Raw genomic sequence first — 19,449 nt, forward strand, 5'->3', positions numbered from 1 at the left:
GATTCATCGTCGCTGTACCGCTTCGGCATGCGGGGCGTCAGCCCGGCGGCGGCACGCCTAGCACCGCATGGACCGCGCCGATGAGCGCGGAGTCGTCGAACGGCTTGCGCAGGTACGCAACCGCGCCGGCTGCCTGTGCCTGCTCGCGCACGCGCGCATCGTCGTGCGCCGTAATCACGATGCACTGGATGCCGGTGCCACCCAGCCGACGCTGTACCTCGATACCGTTGATGCCGGGCATCTGGATATCGAGGACCACGCACACGGGCGCGTGAGGCGCCGCGGCCGCCAGGGCGTAGAGAAATGCCTCGCCGCTCGTGTACACGTCGGAGTCGATGCCGACCGACTTCAACAGGCGCTGGATCGCTCGCCCGACCGACTCCTCGTCGTCGACGACGGCCACGGATCGTGTCACGGTGTTCATTTGACTTAGCGTTCGGTTACCGGTGAGGACAGCCAGAGCGGCGCCGCCGTGCGCGCCGACCGGCATCCTGAGCGCAAGCGGCTTCTCCATGCGCGACTACTTGTGTGGTGCAGGCTTGACGGATACGGCGAACGCTTCCGTATACACTGCCTCGACCTGATCGCCGACCTGCACGTTTGCAAGCTGCTGGGGATCCTCGACCCGCAGATCCATCGTTCCCCCTTCGGGGCCCATCAGGGTGACCGTTTTCGTCTTGGTGTCGACCGCTACGACATTCGCCGTGACTTTCACCTCACGGCCCACCATGCCGCCGGGCTTCTCGCCGGCAGCCGCACGCTCGACCTGCGGCGTTTCCTGCACCGAGGTCTCGCCGTCGCCTCCCTTCTTCAGGCTCAGCGTGAGTGATTCCTTATAGGTCATCGTCACGACATCGCCGACCTTTAGTTGATCGAAGTTTCTGACTTCCGGTCCCAGTTCGGCTTCTACCAGCTTGCCGTCGTGACGCTTGAGCGTGACGGTGCGGGTATCGGCGTCGATCTTCGTGATGGTCGCCGTCACCTTGTGCATGCCGGTGACGGTTGCCTTGCCCGGCTCGTGCGTCACGTTGGCCGCCGTCTGGCCCTGAGCCGCGGCAAGCTGCGCCGCGGCAACGATGACGGCTGAAACAACCCATTTGAGGTACGACATCGCGACCTCCTGTTACAGATCGAGCTTCGTCACCTTCGTGCCAGCGACCGACGCATCGGCCATGATGCCCGTATTGGTCATCACGATCGCCTGGACCGGCGCCGTTGCGGTTCGCGTGTCGATCTGCCCATTCGCACCGACCTTGACGAGCGCAACGGCAACATCGCCGCCAACCGACCAGCCCTTCGAGTTGCGGAACTTGTCGAGCGAGTCCTGCGTCATGAAGAGAAAGATCACGGCAGCGGACTGCACCCCTGCCTGCAAGCCGAACGAAGCGGCCGCCGTGCTGTAGTACCCGACCGTCGATCCGCCCACGCGCAACGCACCCTGGCCGTACGACCCGCCAATGATGAACGCTGCCTTGCCGACCGATGGAAAGACCAGCACGCCTTGCGACTTCGAAACGAGTTCCTGCGAGCCCGGGACAGTCGAGAACAGCCGGGACATCGTGCCGTCCACGGCCGCATCGATCTCCTGCCGTTTCGCCGCATCGGTCGCGCCGCTCGTCCCACTGCTCGTGGTCGTGCTGCAACCCGCTGCAGCGAGCCCGGCCGCGGCCGCCGCCGTAAGCACAAAAATCCGTCGCTTCATTGTTGTCCTCCATTGAGTTTAGACAGCCCGGACACGGCACTCACGCATGCGGATCGAACGTCACGCGGGAATGAGACGTTGCTCGCACATCGTTGCTCATCGTTCAGTTACATAGTCGCAGACGCGGCGCACAGGACAAATCGGACCTTGGTCTTACGCCGCCTCAGGCCGCTTCATGCACGGCGCACTACTGCACCGTGTAGCCGCGCCCTTGCATACACGCGGCAAACGCGCGGTTGAACGTGTCGATCGCGCCCTGCTGCTGTTGCTGCGCGTTGGCCTGCTGGGCACGCCGTTCCTGGCGCGCGCGTGAGCCGCCCACCATCGTGCCGGCCGCCGCGCCCACTGCCGCGCCCCTGCCCGCATCGCCGGTGATCGCGCCGATCACCGCGCCGCCCGCCGCGCCGCGCGCCGCGCCCTGGACACGCTGGCCGCCGCCCACCGCCGGCCCCGAAGGCGGCGGTGGCGTCGACGCGACCTGTTTCGGGTCAATGCCCGTGTTACTCCTGGCCCACGAGTAGCATGCCGATTCGTCCGAGTGCTGTTGCTGCGCGCTCTGCCCCTTCGCGGGATACGCAATAGGCGTTGCCTGCGCGGCACTCATCAAAAGCAGCACGGCGGCGCACAGGGCGCCAGCCCGACAATTTATATAGGTATCCATATCAACTCCTTGAGCGCGTGCGAGATCGCGCCGATTACGCCTGCTGCTATCGGCGGGAGATTGGACAATGACGGTCGTGCCTCCGGCACGACGCCCGAATGCGGGACGAACACCGCGCCGTGCAACCGGCGCAGTGGTCTGTTCAATGATGTGGGAGCGGCACGGCGAAGACAATCAGACCATGGTCCTACCGTCCCCCATAGGGACAGGCAGGCGCCATGAAGCGCCCGCCGTCGCACGGCCGGAACGGCCATGCGGTGCGGCGGGCGTAGAAGAATGGCTGCAGTGACTCAGAACTTGTGGCGGATGCCGAGGCTCACCATGATTTGCGAACTCGAGTTGCCGTTCAGCCCATAGTCCGCCACGGAAGCGACCGCGGTGGTCAGGATGGAACCCGTTGCGGTCGGTACGCGCTGCGTGCCGTTGGCGTGCTGCCACGCGCCGACGAGGTACACGTCGGTACGCTTGGAGAGGTTGTAGTCGCCGCCCAGCGAGACCTGGTTATAGGTCGCCGAGGTGTCGCCCGCGCTGTGCGTCCACGTATAGCCAATACCGATGAGCGACGCAGGCGTAACCGCGTAGTTCACGAAACCGGCAGCGACGTTGTAGCGCTGGTTGGACGGGAAAAGCGATTGCGAGTCCGCCTTGTACTGCGCGTTGCTATACCGGCCGCCGAACGTAAACGGTCCGGCCACGTATTGCAGGGCAACGGAACCAATGCCGACCCACTTGGCGGTTTCATAGGCGAGGTTCTGAAAACCGCCGTCGAAGGTGCCGTCCGAGGTGCTGGTCCAACCGGTGCGAGGAATCGTGGAGTTGGCGTTCGTCATGCGGACGTAGCCCGCCGCGATGCTGAACGAGCCAGTCACATAGCTCGCCGCGGCCGACCAGGTCTGCTGCGAACCTGTCGCGCCCGCGACGCCGCCGAACGCATACATGCCTTCGATCTGGAAGCCCGCGAATTGCGGCGAGAGATACTTGATCGCATTGTTCGTACGAGAGCTGTTGTCGTTGTTGTCCACGTCGCCCGGCGTGGTGAAGGTGCTGCCCCAGTAATTGTCTGCGGTAAGCGGCTGAACCATGTCGACGACCGGGTCGTACTGCCGACCCAGTGTCAGCGTTCCATACTGCTGGTGCGTCAATCCTACGAAGGCTTGACGGCCAAATAGCAAGGTATTGCCGTTGTAGTTGCCCATCTTGCCGCTATTGATGTCGAATCCGCTTTCCAGCTGGAAGATCGCTTTCAGGCCGCCGCCCAGATCTTCCGTTCCCTTCAAGCCCCAGCGGGACCCTTGCAGATTGCCACCTTGCATCCGATACAGATTGTTGCCCTGAGCGTCGGCGTTGTGGACGAACTGAAAGGCTTCGTCGATCACGCCGTACAGGGTAACGCTGCTTTGCGCGTGAGCGACCGGCGCCAACATGGCGAGCGGAACAGGAAGCAACATAAGCGCAAGCTTTTTCATGTTTGCAACTCCTTCACGCACCGGGTAATCGGTATTCCTATATTAGTCGCTTGCTCCGGAACGACCTCAGCGTGAAATTGGTGCCGTTGTCGGCACAAGACATCCAATGCAACATGAATGAAGACCAGCGCTGTGTAACCGCAGCTTAACTAAGCATTAAAACCGCCATGTTTGCAAATGCCGCGAAGCCCTTCGCTCACCGGGCCGATGTTCGTTTCGCACAAACAATCAGGAGTCCCCATCATTCGAGAAATTCCCTGATCGCGGTGGCAATCTCGTCGGCGTGCGTTTCCAGCGCGAAGTGGCCCGTGTCGAAAAAACGCACCACGGCTAGCGGCAAGTCGCGCTTGTATGCCTGCGCGCCGGGCGGCAGGAAGAACGGATCGTTCTTACCCCACACGGCGAGAAATGGCGGCCGATGCGTGCGGAAATACGCCTGAAATTCGGGGTAGAGCGCAACGTTGTTCCGGTAGTCGCGGAACAAGTCGAGCTGGATCTCGTGCGCGCCGGGGCGGTTCATATAGTAGTCATCGAGCGAATAGCCGTCCGGCGACACCGCCGACGCATCGGGCACGCCGTGCGTGTATTGCCAGATCGTCGCTTCGCGCGAGAGCAGCGCACGCAGTGCCTCTCGGTTGGCCGGCGACGCGTCCTGCCAGTAAGCGCGAATCGGATTCCAGCCGTCACTCAGGCCTTCCTCGTAGGCGTTGCCGTTTTGCGAAATGATCGCCGTGATGCGCTCGGGATGCGCAAGCGCGAGGCGAAAGCCCGTGGGCGCGCCGTAGTCGAACACGTACACCGCGAACCGGTCGAAGCCGATGTGCTCGGTGAAGCGCGCCATCACCTTCGCAATATTCTCGAACGTGTAAGCGAATTCCTCGCGGTCCGGCAAGTCCGATTGACCGAAGCCCGGCAGATCCGGCGCGACGATATGAAAGCGGTCGGCCAGCTTCGGAATGAGGTCGCGGAACATGTGGCCGGCGCTCGGAAAGCCGTGCAACAGCAGGAGCTTCGGCGCGCCGACGCGCCCGGCTTCCCGGTAGAACACGTCGTAGCCGTCGACATCGGCGCGGCGGTAGGCAATGGCAGTCATGGGTTCCTCCAGAGGTGAACGGAAAAGCTCGCTTTACCGTGAGACATGCTTCGCTCCTTATGTAACCGAGTTGATCGTGGATTAGAGGTTACTAATCCGTGATGTAACTTGTCAAGAACGATTTTGACGGTTACACTGAATGCACCCTGATTACCCTTTTGCGGCAAGAAAATGGACTACCGCCCCATACCGGCGATATTCGTGGCCGACGCGCCGGGGCTCGACTTCCTGAACTCGGTTGCCACACCGGTGGACGTTCCCATCGACTGGATCGCCGACGGCGAAGGTTTGCTGTCCTGGCTCGCACAGGCGGGCATGGTCCCCGCGCCGGCGCTTGCTGCGCTGCGCGCGCAGTTCATCGCGGCCGAGTTCGACACCGTCGCGGGCGAGGCGCGCGCGCTACGTGAATGGTTCAGGTCCTTCGTGCGGGACAGAAAAGGCCGGCCGCTCGCCGCCGCCGATCTGGGCGAACTCGCGCCGCTCAACGATCTGCTCGCGCGTGACGACCGCTATGGCGAAGTCGTTGCGGTCGGCAGTGACGGCGCGGCGACGTTCGAATACCGCGTGAGTCGCCGCTGGAAAACGCCGGAATCGCTCTTGATGCCGATTGCCGAGGCGCTGGCGAAAATCGTCGGCGAGCAGGACTTCACGCACGTGAAAGCCTGCGAAGGCCCGAAATGCACCCTCCTGTTCGCCGACCACACGCGCGGGCACGCGCGCCGCTGGTGCAGCATGGCGATCTGCGGGAATCGCGCCAAAGTGGCCGCGCACCGCAAACGGCTCAAGGAGCGTGAAAGCGCGTAGAACGTATTCGCGCGCCGGGCGCGAGCCTTGCGGGATCTGGCGGACCTACCGGAATGGGAGAGGAACGATGACCGCCAGCAACCCGAAGCCTCATGAACAGGGCGCCAGCAAAGCGAACGAAAACCAGCAGAAACCCACCGAGCACAGCGACGACCAGCGCAGCGCCATGCCCGAGCGCGATGACAAGTCGCGCAAGCAGTCGCCCGCCGACCGCCCGGGCAAGCAGTCCGGCGAAGGTGAGCCTTCGGTGGGTTGATCTAGTGTCTGTAACGCGAAAGAGGCTTGCATGGCATCGTGCAAGCCTCTTTCACAATGGTGCCGCACTTACTTCGCATCCCTGATCGAATCGCTTCAATCGCGATCCGGTGCGCCGAGCGGAAAGAGCGGACGATATGGCCGCGCCTCGTTCACGGCCCGCGCGAACGAAGGCCGCGCGAGCAGGCGCTCGCGATAGGCGCGCAGGACGGGATAAGTCGGGGCGATGCGATGCGTCCAGTCAGCATAGAAAAGCGATGAAGACCCGGCGCAGTCCGCCATCGTATAGTCCTCGCCCGCTGCCCACGTCTTGCCCGCGAGGTGGCCTTCGAGCCACGCATAAGCGAGCTCGAGTTTTTCCTCGGCAAAGGCGCGCCCTTCGTCGCGCCGCGCCGGATCGCCGGTCAACGCGCCATCCACGGCGCGCTGCACGGGCGTCATGACATGCAGGTCGAAGAAGCGGTCCAGAAAGCGCACGTCGAGCGCGGCCACGGAATCGGCGGGCAGCAGGCGCACCGGCCCGGGATGCGCGAGCTGCAGGTATTCGATGATGATGCTGGTTTCCGCAACGTTGCGCTCGCCGTCCACGAGCACCGGAAACTTGCGCAGCGGCCAGCGTTGCAGCCACTGCGCCGTATGCTCGGGAGAATCCGGACCGACGCCGCGGAACTCGAAGGGTGTGTCGTTCTCATACAGCGCGATGAGCACTTTCTGCGTGTACGAGGAAAACGGATGTCCATATAGCGCGAGCGGCATCGTCGAGTCTCCTGGTTCGAGCCGGGGAAAGTCGTTGAACCATGCACCGGTTGCGTGCGGATTGCAAGCGTTGCCGGGAACTGCAGCGGCGCATGTTCGGGGAACTGTACATGGCCGCGGCCACATGCATGACGTATCGTGCACGGGCGCGGCTCCCTCTTCTTTCCTTTCGATATGCTCAACATCCTCGGCAAAGCATCGTCCATCAACGTTCGCAAGGTGCTCTGGACCTGTGTCGAATTAAACCTGCCCTTCGAGCGCGAGGATTGGGGCTCGGGCTTTCGCTCGACGCATACGCCGGCGTTCCTCGCATTGAATCCCAACGCGCTCGTGCCGGTCATCAGGGACGGCGATTTCGTGCTGTGGGAGTCGAACACCATCATCCGCTATCTGGCGTCCCGCTATGGCGGCGCGCATCTCTATCCTGCCGATGCGTGCGAGCGGGCTCGCGTCGATCAATGGATGGACTGGCAGGCGACCGACCTCAACCGTTCGTGGAGCTATACGTTTCTCGCCTTGGTCAAAGCGTCGCCGGCTCACCAGGCGCCCGGCGAAATTGGCCTTTCCATCGAGAGCTGGACCCGGCATATGCGCATTCTCGACGCGCGGCTGCAGGCGACCGGCGCGTTCGTCGCCGGCGCGCAATTCTCGCTTGCCGATATTCCCATTGGGTTGTCGGTGAACCGCTGGTTCGGCACGCCGTTCGAGCATCCGCATTTGCCGGCTGTTGCTGCATATTTCGAACGGCTTGCCGAACGGCCCGGGTTTGCAGTGCATTGCGCAAACGGGACGCCGTGAGGAACGGCGCGGGCCGCGGGTCAAATTGCCAGGAAATTCAGGCAGCGAAGTCAGTCGATGCCGACAGCGCCTGCCACGTTTGCATTCGTAGCATTCGCGCGCGAACGCCAGGCCGTGCACAATACCGCCATGCAAGCCCAAGACCTCGAACGCCTCGTCACCTTCGCCATGCCCTTCGGCAAATACAAGGGCCGGCTCATCGCCGACCTGCCGGGGCATTACCTCAACTGGTTCGCCCGCGAAGGGTTCCCGCCGGGCGAGATCGGCCGGCTGCTCGCGCTGATGCAGGAACTGGACCATAACGGCCTGAAGGGCTTGCTCGAGCCGCTGCGCAAACGCGGCTAGCGCCAATCGGGCACCCGGCGCAGAATGCCCGGGCGAAGCTCTTGCGAGGCTGCCCGACATGGCCAATTTTCAGCCAGATGGATGGCACACCGTTACGCCCCGAATTGTCGTACGCGACGCGGAGAACCTGGTCGCCTTCATCAAGACGGTGTTTCAGGCACAAGGCGTATTTCGCCATGGGTTGCCTGCCGAGATCAGGATCGGCGATTCCGTCGTGATGGTTAGCGGCGCAGACGGTCTTCGCGAGCCGATGCCGGCATTTCTGTACGTCTACGTTCAGGACACCGATTCGACCTACCAGCGAGCGATCGCGGCGAATGCGGTCTCGCTCGAGATTCCTGCCGATCTGCCATATGGCGACAGGCGTGCGATGGTCAGAGATCCGTGGGGAAACACCTGGCAGATTGCCACCCATCAGCGCGACCTTTCCGCTGGCGAGGTCCGTTCAAGGATGGACAGCGAAGGTTAGGCCGATATTCGGGCATTACGCGAATGGGGATTGCAGGACAATCGCATCGTCGCGTTCAGGGCCGGTGGTGACAATCGCCGCGGGCACGCCGACTTCGTTCTGGATCGCTTCGATCAGCGCCGCTGCCTGTGGCGGCAGGTCGCCATAGGAGCGCACGCCCCGGGTCGAACCGGCCCAGCCGTCGAAGCGCCTGAGAACCGGCTGCAGACGCTGCTGCTCGGCGTTCGTGGATGGCATGTAGTCGATGCGCGCCCCATCGAGCATGTAGCCCACACAGAGCTGCAGCGACTCGAAGCCATCGAGCACATCGAGCTTGGTCAGCGCGAGCTGGTTGATGCCTGCGACCTTGCAGCTTTGACGCAGTTGCACGGTGTCCAGCCAGCCGCAGCGTCGCGGGCGGCCGGTGTTGACCCCGTACTCACCGCCGCGCTGCCGGAGCACTTCGCCGAGCGCGCCGTCCAGTTCCGACGTGAACGGGCCTTCGCCGACGCGCGTCGCATAGACCTTGCTGACGCCAAGCACCCGCCCCAGTTGCGAAGGCGCGATGCCGGTCCCGCTGGCCGCGCCCGCGGCGATGGTGCTCGACGACGTCACATAGGGGTAGCTGCCCCAATCCACGTCGAGCATGATCGCCTGCGAGCCTTCGAACACGACGCGCTTGCCCGACGAATGGGCGTGGTCGAGCTGTTCCCAGACGCGGCCCACGAACGGCAGGATGCGCGGCGCCATGGCAAGCAGGCCGCTCAGCATCGGCTCGCGCGGGAATGGCGCCTGGCCCGAGCCGCGAAGCCACGCGTTGTGGTGCTCGAGCAGAACGTCGAGCTTCTCGGCCAGCAGGTCCGGTTCGGCCAGGTCGCACACGCGCAGGCCGCGGCGCCCAACCTTATCCTCGTACGCCGGCCCAATGCCGCGCAAGGTGGTGCCGAGCGGCTTCGCACGCATCCGTTCCTGGGCAGCGTCGAGCGCGCGATGCACCGGCAGCACCAGCGCGGCCGTCTCGGCGATCTGCAACACCTCCGGCGTGACGCGGATACCCAGCGCCGCCATGCGGTCGATCTCCGCGAGCAGCGCCTCGGGATCGAGCGCGACGCCATTGCCGATCAGGCCTAGCTTCCCGCGCACGACGCCGCTGGGCAGCAGCGCCAGCTTGTAGGTCCGGCCGTCCACCACGAGCGTGTGACCGGCGTTGTGGCCACCGTTGTAACGGACGACGATATCCGCCTTCTCCGCGAGCCAGTCGACGATCCGGCCCTTTCCCTCATCGCCCCACTGCGCGCCGACCACGACGACATTCGACATGCGAGATTTTACCTGGTGAGTTAATCGAACAGATCCAGAACCGGAGCTGCTGCAAAGGGGCTCAATATAGGGCGACTCCGCCGCCACGAAAAGCGATGTAAACTCACGGCACTTGTCAGGAAAAGTCACATAGGAATCCGGTCGATGTCGCGTCGTCTGCCGCCGTTGAACGCCCTGCGCGTATTCGAAGCCGCCGCCCGCGCGGAGAGCTTTTCCATGGCGGCCGAGGAGCTTTGCGTCACGCACGGGGCCGTCAGCCGACAAGTTCGGCAACTGGAGGACTGGCTTGGACTCGATCTGTTCGAACGCCGCGGCCGCAGGGTCGTCTTGACTGCGTCGGGGCGCGCCTACCTGGCCGAGGTATCGGCGGCGCTGGATCGCATCGCGCTGGCCACCAGTGAGCAGCTTCGGGCCACGCGCGCGCAGATCGTGAGGGTCAACGCGCCGACGACGTTCGCGTTGCGCTGGCTATTGCCGCAGCTTTCGAGCTTCCAGCTGACCCATCCGGCAGTGGAGGTCCGGCTGACGACTTCGGACGAGCCAATCGAAAAGCTCGGCGACGAATGCGACGTGGCGATTCGCGGCAGCGAGCAAAAATCGGCGGGCTATGCGGTCAAGGAGTTTTTATCGGAAGTCCGGCTGCCGGTGTGCTCGCCCAAGGTACTGGAGTCTCATCCGATACGCCGTGTTTCGGACCTCGCGCACCACACTCTGCTTCACACGGCGACCTATCCCGGCCTTTGGGCGGAATGGCTTGCCGCGAGCGGCCACCCCGGGCTTGCCACGCGCCATTCCCAGCAACTCGATCACTTTTATTTGACCCTGCAAGCCGCCATCGACGGCCTGGGGATCGCAATGGGACCTACCGCGCTCGTCGCGCTCGACGTCAAAGAGGGCCGTCTCGTCTTCCCGTTCGACGGCCCCGCCCTGCCGGCATGGCGCTATTGCAGCTATGTCCGCGAAGCACGCCTCGAGGATCCTGCGATCAACACCTTTCTGGCCTGGTTGCGCGAACTCGGCCAGCGCTTTTCACATCACGCGTAGCGCTGGATTGGCGCAGCGCCTGCTCCGCGGTCGCCGGTTGACAGTGCGGACTCGATGCTTTAAAAAGTAAAGCATGAAAATTCCACGGCCAGGACAACCTGTACGCGGCTCGACCACCGGACGGCCAATCATGGTCGTGCTGGACCTGCTCGGGCGGCGTACCGCACTGCGGATACTGTGGGAACTTCGCGGCGAGGCGCTGACGTTTCGCGCACTCCAGGAAGCGTGCGACACCAATGCCCGCCTGCTCAATACGCGGCTCGCGGAATTGCGGGCGTCCGGTCTCGTCGCGCATGGCGATGGCGGTTACCGCATGACAGCCGAAGGCAGGAAGCTTCTGGCCGCATTGCAGCCGCTGCTGGCCTGGGCGCATCAGTGGGCCGAGCGCGATCCGCAAGGGTTCGACGCCGCCGATCCCGATCACGCCGACCGCGAGGCGTAATTCGCGGTTTTTCATACAAGGGATGTTGCACACCGTGAACCATCTCCGCTGGAAGATCGTGGCAATGCTCGTTGCGCCACTGACGTTCGTGATGACGCTCGACCGCACGGCCATGGCTGTCGCGGCCCCGACGATCCAGAATGAACTGGGCCTGTCGATCGTCGAGATGTCGATGATTCTCACGATCTACTTCTGGGCGTATGCAATCGGGCAGATACCGGCCGGCCGTGCTGCCGAGCGCTTCGGGTCGCGCAAGGTGCTGTTCGGCACGAGCACGCTCTGGTCGCTCATGATGCTCGCCACGCCGCTGGGCACCTCGTTCGCCTGGCTCTTCGGATGCCGCCTCGTGCTGGGCGGGGCGCAGTCTGCGGACTGGTCGAGCAGTGTCGTCGCGCTCAAGCGCTGGGTTCCGGCCAGCGAGCGTGCGAAAGGCAATGCCCTGCTGCTCGCCGGGCTCTATCTTGGCCCGATCGTTTCGGCGCCGCTCACGGCGTGGACCATCGCCCGGTTCGGCTGGCACGCCGTTTTCTTCGGATTCGGCGCACTGGGCCTGCTGCTCGGCGCGATCTGGTGGTTCGGCTACCGCGACACGCCGGCGGCACACCCGCTCATCACAAAGGCGGAAGTCGAGTACATCGCCGCCGGCCAGCCACCCGAGCGCGTGGCAGCCAGGGGTGCGCTCAGGCGCTGCCTGAAGCAGCCGCGCTTCTGGATCTTCGGTGTCCAGTACTTCCTGCTGGTGCTGATCCAGAGCTTCTACACGACGTGGCTGCCGACCTATCTCATGCGTGCGCGCGGGCTATCGCTCAAGGCGATGGGTCTGTACGCATCGTTGCCCTGGGTTGCCGTGTTCGTGGCGGTATTCGTCGCGGGGGCATTCAGCGACTGGCTGCTTCGAAAAACCGGCTCGATCTATCGGGCGCGCACGCCCGTTGCAATGACCGGATTCGTCGTGAGCGCGCTCGCATTGACGGCGGCCTCGCGCGCGGAATCGATGGCGATGGTCATCGGCTTGCTGTGCCTCTCTTTTGCCGCGGTGGGATTCGTGCAGGTGGTCGTGTGGTCGGCCACGCAGGATCTCGGGCGCGCGTTCGCCGGTGTCATGTCGGGCTGGACGAACGTGTGGGGCGCCCTCTCGAACGTCGCGGGCCCCATGACGCTGGCGTTGATCGTCAAGGTGACGCACAGCTGGGCAAGCGGCATGATCGTGATCGGCGCGGCGGCCGCCTGCGGTGCGCTGCTATGGCTGTTCGTGCACCCCGAGCGCCCCTTGCTCGGCGACGACGCGGCCGGACCGCTGCCGCCTGCAGAAACGGGCGCGGCATCTGAGACCGTCGATACCGGTGAGGTGTCCGAGGATGGTGGCTTTGCCGATGGCTCGCATGCGGTCAACGAAAGTCTCCATCGGCAGCGTTGAGTGTCTACCCTACGTCATGCCTCCCGGCCGAACGCCGGCGGATGACACGTCAGGCGAGCGGTCCTTCCTTGTCTTTCCGGCTAACCGAGACCGAAATGGCGCTGCCGACGATGAGTGCAATTCCCACCAGTGACAGCGGCTGAAGCATCTCGCCCCAGATGACGTAACCGAATAGCGCCGCCCAGACGATGCTCGTGTAGTTATACGGTGCGAGCTTCCCGACGTCCGCCTGGCGAAAAGCGACCGTCATCAAGATCTGACCTGCGGTCGCGAACGCGCCAAGAAGTGCCATGATCAAGAGCGCCTTTACAGATGGGGTGCGCCAGTTGAACACGACAGTAAGACCGGTAACGACCGTCCCTACGAGGGTGAAAAACAGAACCGTCGTCACCGAGTCGTCGGTAGATCGTATGCGTTTGATCTGGACGATGGACAGCGCGCCGAAGAAAGCACTGAGGAGAAGGAACACTGGACCGAGCCAGCTCGACTGACCGCCACCCGGGCGCACCACGAGCAGCACACCGCAGAATCCGACGAGCGCCGCGGCGACTCCACTTCCCGTCAATCGCTCTCGCAAAACCAAAGGCGCGAGCAGGATGACGATTAGCGTTTCCGAATACGCGAGTGCAACCGCTTCTCCCAATGGGACGTAAGGCAAGCCGGCAAAGAAAAGTCCTGAGGCGCCGAGGAGCGTCAGCGCACGTGCAGTCTGCCCTTTGATGTCGATGTTGGCCAGGCGCTCAGTTATCGAAAGACGCCCACGGCAGCACATCGCGACTGCCGGCACCAGACCGAAGAGCATCCGGAAGAAGGTGACTTCATTTGCTGGATATTGCAGCGCGACTGTCTTCGCCAGTGCATCCACTACAGCGAAGCAAAACATCGAAGCCAGTATGGTGGCCACGCTGTTCAGCGCAAGCGATGTCGTTCGTGTTGCGCTGGATGATGGCATGGCGATGCGCAGATGTGGTGAGTATTGGCATCATCGCATATGGCCTGCGTCCAAATGGCGAAAGTGGCCGACCGCGACTTGAACGGACAGGCAGGTGGCAATTGCCGAACAGTTGCATTTAAGGCTGCACCAGCTCGAACGGCATCGCAACGTATATTGCGGCGCGATGCGAGTTTGTATGCGGCCGGCGCGTTCTGGTTGCCAGCACGCACGAACGGCAACTTTCAAGGTGCAATGGACGCTCGCCGCCCGCCTCATCCGGTACGTGCGGTCCGCCGGACCATGCTGGGATCTACCGAAGATTCGCTTGAAAAAACGTGAGCACCATTTCGTCAAACTGCTTGTGAAAGACTATCCGGTTGAAGCCGTTCGCATCGACGCAGAGGTCCGGCTCATTGTTCTTCATTGCCGCAGGACATGGAGCAAGAAAAGCAAAATGCGCCGCGCTGGAAACAATGTGATATTCAGGCCTGTGAGGAAGGGTCCTGGCGAGTGCGTCGGCGTTGCGCGGCAGCACGCCGGCGCCACCGAACTGGGAAGCCCAAAGCTGAATTGGCGCTTGCACATTCTTCAGGCTCGCCGCGGTTGGGAATGCATTGAACGGGTCCGCCAGCACAAAGGCTTTGATCCGTGCGTCATGAGTCAGGTGTTCGGTGGACACCACTCCACTTCGAACCTGTTTGCAAATCGGGGCGCCCGGGTCCGGGCACGTAATATCGGCGTGCGGGAAATCCGGGTTGCCGCCGGCCAACACCAGGCCCGTGTAGCCGCCGCGCGAAAAGCCAAAAAAGCCTATCCGTTGCGGGTCGATTCTGGCTGCGTCGGGGGCGGTTCTCAACATGTAATCGATAAGACGCTTGATGTCGGTCGGTCGCTCGACGAACACAGACATATCGTCGGCCCGGGTCATATCAGAGAATGTATCGCCTGGATGATTGATTGCCGCCACGACAAAGCCCGCCTCGGCCAGCGTCTCGGCAAGGTCTCTGTGGCCAAGGTACGATCCGCCATAGCCGTGCGAAATGACTACGAGGGGAAGCTTTTCGCCAACGGTCGGACAGTCGCGCCGCCCCTTCAGGACATATGGACCGATCGGCACCTCCTGGGCAGGCTCAGCACACGGTGTCCACACGATCGCTTTTAATGCCGGACCGGCGGCATCAGCCGGAATCTGCGCGAACTTTATTCCCGCGGCGTGTGCAATTGCCGTAGACAGGCACAACAGAACGGCCAATATGGACGTTTTCATGTGGGTTTGCGAGGCGAGTTGTCTGCTTCCAATATCCTGATCGGCGGTATCACTGCGAAACGGCTCGAAGGTCGAATTCGGTCGGATCCTGATTTTATCCCCGTGCGCCAACGGCGGGATTTCGGATGATGCGGTCGCTCAGGTGTCCGATTTCCCAAGCAGACCAAACGCTCAATCGCTGGACGCGCGATTCGTCAGCTCGCAACTTCGCGCGCCCTCTAGTCACGCACGATGGCGTGCGGATCGATGGTGTAAGGATGCACGGGAGTGTTGGGACCAATCTCGGCAGCGACGCGCGAGAGCCAGGCAGCGAGTGCACGGTAGGCTGGCAAGTCGATACCGATATCGCCTGCCAGGTGGGTATATGCGTAGATCGATATGTCAGCAATGGACAGGCCGTCACCGACCAGGAAGGCCGCATCCGTCAGGGACCGATCGAGGGCTCGCAGCGCCTTCGTGGCGGTCTCCTGTTTGTCTGGGACCATCGCAGCATTACGCTTTAACCGCCCCGTCAATGTCCAGAAACGCAAGGAGCCGATGACCGGTTCGATGTAGTACTGCTCGAAGCTGAGCCATTGAGCAACCTTGGCGCGCCCGAATCGCTCAGAAGGCAGGAAGGCGGTCCCCTCAGACAGAAACTGAAGGATCGCATTCGACTCGGACAGGGCGCGGCCGTCTTCCAGTTCGAGCGCTGGCACAGCGCCTGAGGGGTTGAGCTTGAGGAAGGCGCTCGTCCAGGGAGATTGTTGATTTTGACCAACCGTACCCCAGGTGATATTTCCAGTGTCAGTGTATTAGGGGCGGCAATTGTTGCGGGCGAAAATGCGGACCGACTCAAACCGACACGCAGACGATACTTCGTCTGCATGGCTAACCATGCGCGACGACATAAAGTACTATTTGCACGGCAGTGGAACGTCGCGTTCGCAATACATGCTTCTCCGCGTTCGACGTTCTCGCGTTGTGAATATGAACCCCGTGTCGAGAGACAGGAGAACTGTGAATGGAGTCGATCCCGCCAATCGCGCCGGCCCAAACCGCGCTTCTCGTCATGCACTATCAGACCGACATTCTCGGGCTCTTCCCATCGGTCGCGCCGGCCTTGCTTGCCAATACGCGCAAGCTCTGCGACGCGGCGCGGACCAAAGGCGTCAACGTTTATTTCGCCAACCTCCGCTTCAGCCCGGGCTATCCGGAAGTCAGCCCATTGAACAAGAATGGGCAGGGAATCAAGCAACTCGGTCTCTTTGTCGACGACCATATCCCGCCGGAGTTAGGGCGGCAGGCTTGCGAACCCGTCATCGTTGCACACCGGGCCAGCGTGTTCTTCGGCACCGACTTGCAGGCACGACTTCTCGCACAAGGTGTCGATTCGCTGATTATGGTCGGCATCGCATCGACCGGTGTTGTGCTGTCGTCGGTCGCGTATGCGAGCGACGCGGACTTCCGCCTGTATACGGTCAAGGATTGCTGCTATGACCCGGATCCGGTGGTACATGAACACCTGTTCTCCACCGCATTCGATTCGCGCACCACGGTACTCTCGCTCGCGGATGCCTTGCTGCTGCTCGCCTAGATATCCTCGCCTTCTCTCCCCCAAATCCCGCGAAGCAATCAAAAAGCCCCTCTCGATTCAGAAGAGGGGCTTTCGCGTAACGTGTGATGCGTTGGTGCGACGTGCTGTGAGACCACTCAGGACAGTGCGTCGGCGCACTGTCTTACTGACCGAAGTAAACCGGCTTCAAACCGGGAATGGCCGCCGCGGGCGCGCCAGACGCTGACGATCCGCTGACCATCCCGCCGTAACTGCTCCCGCCGTTCTGCGCAGCCACGCGCGCTTCGGCAGCCTGGATATCGGCTGGATAGCTTGCATTGTCGCCGTCACCGACGTGATAGCCAGCCTGTTCGAGCTGGACGAGTTCGGCGCGAACTTGTTCAGTTGTCACGGGGCCGTTCGACTGTGCGAGCGAGAGCACCGGAGCAGCCGCGATGGTAAGGATAACGACAGTTTGAGCAAGGTATTTCATGATTCCTCCTGCAACGAACGAGATCTTGCTCAAGGCGAACCTCCTTGCCTTGAGCACGACTGGGTTGAACATATGCAAACTATCGGCGCTCGAGGGCTGCGACAGCGAGCGTCGCGCAGGCTCGCATCGCCATGCGCTTGCTGCTGCACGGCTTCGGCAAACGCCCGGCGACAGAGCGTCGGCGTTGGGTAGATAAGACTGTATGCGCCGACTCCATGTGCATGGACCAGGCACCTGTCCTAAAAGAGGCTAGGGGATTGCCTTATTCGGCGGGCTGGCTCAGCCCTATTGGCTCTCGATCCACTGAATGGCGAAGCGCGTCAGCTCCTTGCCGCTACGGATGTTCAGCTTTTCCTTGATATTGGCCTGGTGTGCTTCGATGGTCTTCACGCTCCGGTTCAGCTTCTCTGCGATATCGCGGGTGCTGAAGCCGAGTCCGATCAGGTGCAGAACTTCGAATTCCCGTTCCGAAAGGTTCGCAATTTGGCTCTCGGCCTTTTTGTGTGGGACGGCAAGCGCCCGCGCCAGCTTCTCGTGCATGGCGGCGCTCATGTAGATATTGCCCGCCAGCACTTCGCGGATAGCGCTCACGACATGCTCCGTGGCCTCGAGTTTCATGAGATACCCGTTTGCCCCGGACCGCAGTGCGCGTTCGGCAAACAGGCTTTCGTCGTGCATGCTAAGGACAAGGATTGCCAGATCCGGATAACGGTGCCGCAGCGTCTTGACCAGCTCGAGGCCGGAGTCCGTCTGCAGGCTGATGTCCACAATGGCCATGTCGGGCAGACACTTCATCGCCGCGAGCGCTTCGTCGGCGCTGCCCGCTGCACCGCAGACGTGCAGATCCTCTTGCAGATTGAGCAAGAGCGTCATCCCGTCCCGGATGATGGGGTGGTCATCCACGATCAGGATTTGAGTCGCACGGCCTGGGCTAGCGCATTTCCTCTGCACGGCCAGTACCCTCCGGTAGCGGATAGCTAATGGCGACGGTGGTGCCGCCCAAGCCGTTGCGGGTCACGGTGCAGGAGCCGCCCAGAAGGCTCGCCCGGTGGCGCAGGTTGTGCAGTCCAAGACCCGCGGCACGCTCCATTTCCTCAGGGCCGATGCCTACCCCATCGTCGCTGATCGAGAGCGTCTGCAGACCGCCCGCCCGCTCGAGGTCGATCCAGATGCGGTGGCCACGACAATATTTCAGCGCGTTGTTGACGGCTTCCTGTGCGGCTCGGTACAGGTTGATCTGCAGCAGCGGGTCCAGCAAGTCCACATCCGGCGCGATCCGCAGCTTGCAATCTACGCCATCGAGCGCGCCAGCCGTCTCCGCCAGCGCTTGCAGTGCGTCCGCAAGTCCGCCGTATTCCATCGCGACCGGATCAAGGCCGTGAGCAATCCTGCGGGTCATCAGGGACGCCTGCTTCGCGAGGCCGACGACGGTAGCGGCGTCAGCGGCGGCCGGGTGGCCCTGGGTCTGCAGTTTCTGATTCAACGCCGCGCAGTACAGTCCCAGGCTGGTCAGGTGTTGCCCAAGTCCGTCGTGCAGTTCCTGGCCGATGAGTCTCTGCTGCTGATCGCCGATCCGGATCAGCTCGCCCTCCAGCAAACGGCGTCGCTGCATCTCATCTTTTAGCTCGTTGTTCGCCTTCGCGAGGTCTTCGGTACGCTCCTCCACGCGTCGCTCGAGTTCGATGTGGGCCGCCTGCAGCAGATCATGGGCGCCCTGTTCCTGAGCGCGTGCCGCCGCCAGCAACAGTCCCGTCACCGCCACGACGTTCGCGAAGGCGCACCACCTCACCAGGCTGTCCACAGGAGATTCGGCGGCAAAGGGCCCCGTACCGTGGGTAGTGCCCCAGATAGCCACGACCGAGACCACTAGCGTGACGATGCTCGCGCCAAGGCGATCGAAGCGCAGCGCCGCCCAGATAATGAATGGAAAGATCGCGAGCGCTGCCGGGTAGTAGCCGTGCCCCGCAAGTTGCGGGGCACCGAAGATGAGGTAGCTCACCCAAAAGGTCGCAGCAATCAGTCCGCACGCTTCCACGATCCGCTGTGCGGATCGCACAGGGTTTGAATACGTGAGGAGGCTGAACAGGGCCGGCGCCACGACGAGAACCCCCATCATGTCGCCGAGCCACCATTTCAGAAAGGCTGCGGCGTACCGGGCGGCAGGCACGAGTCCCCCTCCCAGCAGGGCGGTCGTGCCGATCAGCGCACTGACCCCCGTACTCGCCACCGCAGCGAGGGCGATGAAGGCCAATACATCGTTGATGCGCGCAAGGGTGATCCGGAATCGTGTCGCGCGGTTGAGCAATAGCGCTGCCGTCAACGGTCCAGCCATGGAGCCGATGCTTATCGCCGCGGCCACGGCAGCAGGCACGCCGCTCGACACGTTGGCGAGGAAGGACCCGACGGCAATACCCGGGGCGACTTCGATGCCGAGTGCGAGCAGCGCAACGAGTGCGATGCCGCTGGAAGGCCATACGAGTGAGATTGCGCCGCCCACTACCGCATAGGAAAGGCCTAGCTTTGCACCGGCGAAATACGCCAGGGCGACCATTCCGGTGTGCAGGAAAAGGCTGAATCTGGAAGTGTCCCGAACGGTAGCCATTTTCGCTTCCAATCCGGAAGCCGGAGTGCGGATACGCTACGTGCCCCCCGGGGGCGAACGCGGAGGGA

23 protein-coding genes are annotated in these 19,449 nt (G+C 62.8%); 9 read left to right on the forward strand and 14 right to left on the reverse strand.

From position 1 onward, the window contains the following. Positions 1 to 37: 37 nt before the first annotated feature. From AB4Y36_RS12965 to AB4Y36_RS12990, 6 genes are all read right to left on the reverse strand, one after another. The gene (locus AB4Y36_RS12965) at positions 38 to 424 is read right to left on the reverse strand and encodes a response regulator transcription factor (protein ID WP_368683153.1); all 387 of its coding nucleotides are present in this window, start codon (positions 422 to 424) and stop codon (positions 38 to 40) included. 96 nt (positions 425 to 520) lie between these two features. Further along, positions 521 to 1,111: a hypothetical protein gene (locus AB4Y36_RS12970; protein WP_368683154.1), complete on the reverse strand. Its 591-nt coding sequence runs from the start codon at positions 1,109 to 1,111 to the stop codon at positions 521 to 523. A 12-nt stretch (positions 1,112 to 1,123) separates the two neighbouring features. After that, positions 1,124 to 1,702 carry a YSC84-related protein gene (locus tag AB4Y36_RS12975; protein WP_368683155.1) on the reverse strand — a complete coding sequence of 193 codons (579 nt, stop codon included), beginning with the start codon at positions 1,700 to 1,702 and terminating at the stop codon, positions 1,124 to 1,126. Positions 1,703 to 1,889: 187 nt separating this feature from the next. Continuing rightward, positions 1,890 to 2,306, reverse strand: coding sequence for a glycine zipper family protein (locus tag AB4Y36_RS12980; RefSeq protein ID WP_256094611.1), 417 nt, complete (start codon positions 2,304 to 2,306; stop codon positions 1,890 to 1,892). Between the two features lie 347 nt (positions 2,307 to 2,653). Continuing rightward, positions 2,654 to 3,829 carry a porin gene (locus AB4Y36_RS12985; RefSeq protein ID WP_368683156.1) on the reverse strand — a complete coding sequence of 392 codons (1,176 nt, stop codon included), beginning with the start codon at positions 3,827 to 3,829 and terminating at the stop codon, positions 2,654 to 2,656. A 241-nt stretch (positions 3,830 to 4,070) separates the two neighbouring features. Next, entirely contained in the window at positions 4,071 to 4,922 is an 852-nt protein-coding gene (locus tag AB4Y36_RS12990; RefSeq protein ID WP_368683157.1) for an alpha/beta fold hydrolase, read from the reverse strand. 171 nt (positions 4,923 to 5,093) lie between these two features. On the opposite strand from AB4Y36_RS12990, the gene AB4Y36_RS12995 reads away from it, so the two are divergent. After that, positions 5,094 to 5,726: an ABATE domain-containing protein gene (locus tag AB4Y36_RS12995; RefSeq protein ID WP_368683158.1), complete on the forward strand. Its 633-nt coding sequence runs from the start codon at positions 5,094 to 5,096 to the stop codon at positions 5,724 to 5,726. A 67-nt stretch (positions 5,727 to 5,793) separates the two neighbouring features. Then, positions 5,794 to 5,982, forward strand: a complete 189-nt coding sequence (locus AB4Y36_RS13000; protein WP_342948599.1) for a hypothetical protein — start codon at positions 5,794 to 5,796, stop codon at positions 5,980 to 5,982. A 95-nt stretch (positions 5,983 to 6,077) separates the two neighbouring features. Here AB4Y36_RS13000 and AB4Y36_RS13005 read toward each other — a convergent pair whose 3' ends face one another. Next, entirely contained in the window at positions 6,078 to 6,737 is a 660-nt protein-coding gene (locus AB4Y36_RS13005) for a glutathione S-transferase family protein (RefSeq protein WP_342949788.1), read from the reverse strand. 174 nt (positions 6,738 to 6,911) lie between these two features. On the opposite strand from AB4Y36_RS13005, the gene AB4Y36_RS13010 reads away from it, so the two are divergent. From AB4Y36_RS13010 to AB4Y36_RS13020, 3 genes are all read left to right on the forward strand, one after another. Continuing rightward, positions 6,912 to 7,535: a glutathione S-transferase family protein gene (locus tag AB4Y36_RS13010; RefSeq protein WP_368683159.1), complete on the forward strand. Its 624-nt coding sequence runs from the start codon at positions 6,912 to 6,914 to the stop codon at positions 7,533 to 7,535. Positions 7,536 to 7,664: 129 nt separating this feature from the next. Further along, complete coding sequence (locus tag AB4Y36_RS13015) at positions 7,665 to 7,880, forward strand: DUF3820 family protein (RefSeq protein ID WP_069263529.1); 216 nt, start codon at positions 7,665 to 7,667, stop codon at positions 7,878 to 7,880. A gap of 58 nt (positions 7,881 to 7,938) precedes the next feature. Then, entirely contained in the window at positions 7,939 to 8,349 is a 411-nt protein-coding gene (locus AB4Y36_RS13020; protein WP_069263115.1) for a VOC family protein, read from the forward strand. 15 nt (positions 8,350 to 8,364) lie between these two features. On the opposite strand, the gene AB4Y36_RS13025 is transcribed toward AB4Y36_RS13020, so the two are convergent. Then, positions 8,365 to 9,648: an adenylosuccinate synthase gene (locus AB4Y36_RS13025; protein WP_368683160.1), complete on the reverse strand. Its 1,284-nt coding sequence runs from the start codon at positions 9,646 to 9,648 to the stop codon at positions 8,365 to 8,367. Between the two features lie 144 nt (positions 9,649 to 9,792). On the opposite strand from AB4Y36_RS13025, the gene gcvA reads away from it, so the two are divergent. The 3 genes from gcvA to AB4Y36_RS13040 all read left to right on the forward strand — a co-directional run bounded on the left by gcvA (position 9,793) and on the right by AB4Y36_RS13040 (position 12,551). Further along, positions 9,793 to 10,692 carry a transcriptional regulator GcvA gene (gene gcvA, locus AB4Y36_RS13030; RefSeq protein ID WP_368683161.1) on the forward strand — a complete coding sequence of 300 codons (900 nt, stop codon included), beginning with the start codon at positions 9,793 to 9,795 and terminating at the stop codon, positions 10,690 to 10,692. 130 nt (positions 10,693 to 10,822) lie between these two features. Next, entirely contained in the window at positions 10,823 to 11,134 is a 312-nt protein-coding gene (locus AB4Y36_RS13035) for a winged helix-turn-helix transcriptional regulator (RefSeq protein WP_256094589.1), read from the forward strand. Between the two features lie 34 nt (positions 11,135 to 11,168). Continuing rightward, a complete protein-coding gene (locus tag AB4Y36_RS13040; RefSeq protein ID WP_368683162.1) occupies positions 11,169 to 12,551 on the forward strand; it encodes an MFS transporter in 1,383 nt (460 codons plus the stop codon). A gap of 49 nt (positions 12,552 to 12,600) precedes the next feature. On the opposite strand, the gene AB4Y36_RS13045 is transcribed toward AB4Y36_RS13040, so the two are convergent. The 3 genes from AB4Y36_RS13045 to AB4Y36_RS13055 form a co-directional block, all read right to left on the reverse strand. After that, complete coding sequence (locus AB4Y36_RS13045) at positions 12,601 to 13,503, reverse strand: DMT family transporter (RefSeq protein ID WP_342949782.1); 903 nt, start codon at positions 13,501 to 13,503, stop codon at positions 12,601 to 12,603. 292 nt (positions 13,504 to 13,795) lie between these two features. Next, positions 13,796 to 14,752, reverse strand: coding sequence for an alpha/beta hydrolase family protein (locus tag AB4Y36_RS13050; RefSeq protein WP_368683163.1), 957 nt, complete (start codon positions 14,750 to 14,752; stop codon positions 13,796 to 13,798). A gap of 218 nt (positions 14,753 to 14,970) precedes the next feature. Then, positions 14,971 to 15,528 (reverse strand): glutathione S-transferase family protein, encoded by a 558-nt coding sequence (locus AB4Y36_RS13055; protein WP_368683343.1) that lies wholly within the window; start codon positions 15,526 to 15,528, stop codon positions 14,971 to 14,973. A gap of 227 nt (positions 15,529 to 15,755) precedes the next feature. Between AB4Y36_RS13055 and AB4Y36_RS13060 the strand changes: the two genes are divergently transcribed. Beyond that, positions 15,756 to 16,328: an isochorismatase family cysteine hydrolase gene (locus AB4Y36_RS13060; RefSeq protein ID WP_368683164.1), complete on the forward strand. Its 573-nt coding sequence runs from the start codon at positions 15,756 to 15,758 to the stop codon at positions 16,326 to 16,328. Positions 16,329 to 16,470: 142 nt separating this feature from the next. Here AB4Y36_RS13060 and AB4Y36_RS13065 read toward each other — a convergent pair whose 3' ends face one another. From AB4Y36_RS13065 to AB4Y36_RS13075, 3 genes are all read right to left on the reverse strand, one after another. After that, entirely contained in the window at positions 16,471 to 16,779 is a 309-nt protein-coding gene (locus AB4Y36_RS13065; protein ID WP_069263525.1) for a DUF4148 domain-containing protein, read from the reverse strand. 285 nt (positions 16,780 to 17,064) lie between these two features. After that, a complete protein-coding gene (locus tag AB4Y36_RS13070; RefSeq protein ID WP_342949778.1) occupies positions 17,065 to 17,682 on the reverse strand; it encodes a response regulator transcription factor in 618 nt (205 codons plus the stop codon). Between the two features lie 28 nt (positions 17,683 to 17,710). Further along, positions 17,711 to 19,381, reverse strand: coding sequence for an MASE1 domain-containing protein (locus AB4Y36_RS13075; protein WP_368683165.1), 1,671 nt, complete (start codon positions 19,379 to 19,381; stop codon positions 17,711 to 17,713). Positions 19,382 to 19,449 lie beyond the last annotated feature (68 nt).

It is taken from the genome of Paraburkholderia sp. BR10936, from assembly GCF_040965735.1.
GTDB classification, from domain to species: Bacteria; Pseudomonadota; Gammaproteobacteria; order Burkholderiales; family Burkholderiaceae; genus Paraburkholderia; species Paraburkholderia nodosa_A.

What these genes read in the sequence shown, in the direction of transcription:
- AB4Y36_RS12965 (WP_368683153.1), bottom strand. Translation starts at nt 424, where the DNA reads ATGAACACCGTGACACGATCCGTGGCCGTCGTCGACGACGAGGAGTCG.
- AB4Y36_RS12970 (WP_368683154.1), bottom strand. Translation starts at nt 1,111, where the DNA reads ATGTCGTACCTCAAATGGGTTGTTTCAGCCGTCATCGTTGCCGCGGCG.
- AB4Y36_RS12975 (WP_368683155.1), bottom strand. Translation starts at nt 1,702, where the DNA reads ATGAAGCGACGGATTTTTGTGCTTACGGCGGCGGCCGCGGCCGGGCTC.
- AB4Y36_RS12980 (WP_256094611.1), bottom strand. Translation starts at nt 2,306, where the DNA reads ATGAGTGCCGCGCAGGCAACGCCTATTGCGTATCCCGCGAAGGGGCAG.
- AB4Y36_RS12985 (WP_368683156.1), bottom strand. Translation starts at nt 3,829, where the DNA reads ATGAAAAAGCTTGCGCTTATGTTGCTTCCTGTTCCGCTCGCCATGTTG.
- AB4Y36_RS12990 (WP_368683157.1), bottom strand. Translation starts at nt 4,922, where the DNA reads ATGACTGCCATTGCCTACCGCCGCGCCGATGTCGACGGCTACGACGTG.
- AB4Y36_RS12995 (WP_368683158.1), top strand. Translation starts at nt 5,094, where the DNA reads ATGGACTACCGCCCCATACCGGCGATATTCGTGGCCGACGCGCCGGGG.
- AB4Y36_RS13000 (WP_342948599.1), top strand. Translation starts at nt 5,794, where the DNA reads ATGACCGCCAGCAACCCGAAGCCTCATGAACAGGGCGCCAGCAAAGCG.
- AB4Y36_RS13005 (WP_342949788.1), bottom strand. Translation starts at nt 6,737, where the DNA reads ATGCCGCTCGCGCTATATGGACATCCGTTTTCCTCGTACACGCAGAAA.
- AB4Y36_RS13010 (WP_368683159.1), top strand. Translation starts at nt 6,912, where the DNA reads ATGCTCAACATCCTCGGCAAAGCATCGTCCATCAACGTTCGCAAGGTG.
- AB4Y36_RS13015 (WP_069263529.1), top strand. Translation starts at nt 7,665, where the DNA reads ATGCAAGCCCAAGACCTCGAACGCCTCGTCACCTTCGCCATGCCCTTC.
- AB4Y36_RS13020 (WP_069263115.1), top strand. Translation starts at nt 7,939, where the DNA reads ATGGCCAATTTTCAGCCAGATGGATGGCACACCGTTACGCCCCGAATT.
- AB4Y36_RS13025 (WP_368683160.1), bottom strand. Translation starts at nt 9,648, where the DNA reads ATGTCGAATGTCGTCGTGGTCGGCGCGCAGTGGGGCGATGAGGGAAAG.
- gcvA (WP_368683161.1), top strand. Translation starts at nt 9,793, where the DNA reads ATGTCGCGTCGTCTGCCGCCGTTGAACGCCCTGCGCGTATTCGAAGCC.
- AB4Y36_RS13035 (WP_256094589.1), top strand. Translation starts at nt 10,823, where the DNA reads ATGGTCGTGCTGGACCTGCTCGGGCGGCGTACCGCACTGCGGATACTG.
- AB4Y36_RS13045 (WP_342949782.1), bottom strand. Translation starts at nt 13,503, where the DNA reads ATGCCATCATCCAGCGCAACACGAACGACATCGCTTGCGCTGAACAGC.
- AB4Y36_RS13050 (WP_368683163.1), bottom strand. Translation starts at nt 14,752, where the DNA reads ATGAAAACGTCCATATTGGCCGTTCTGTTGTGCCTGTCTACGGCAATT.
- AB4Y36_RS13060 (WP_368683164.1), top strand. Translation starts at nt 15,756, where the DNA reads ATGGAGTCGATCCCGCCAATCGCGCCGGCCCAAACCGCGCTTCTCGTC.
- AB4Y36_RS13065 (WP_069263525.1), bottom strand. Translation starts at nt 16,779, where the DNA reads ATGAAATACCTTGCTCAAACTGTCGTTATCCTTACCATCGCGGCTGCT.
- AB4Y36_RS13075 (WP_368683165.1), bottom strand. Translation starts at nt 19,381, where the DNA reads ATGGCTACCGTTCGGGACACTTCCAGATTCAGCCTTTTCCTGCACACC.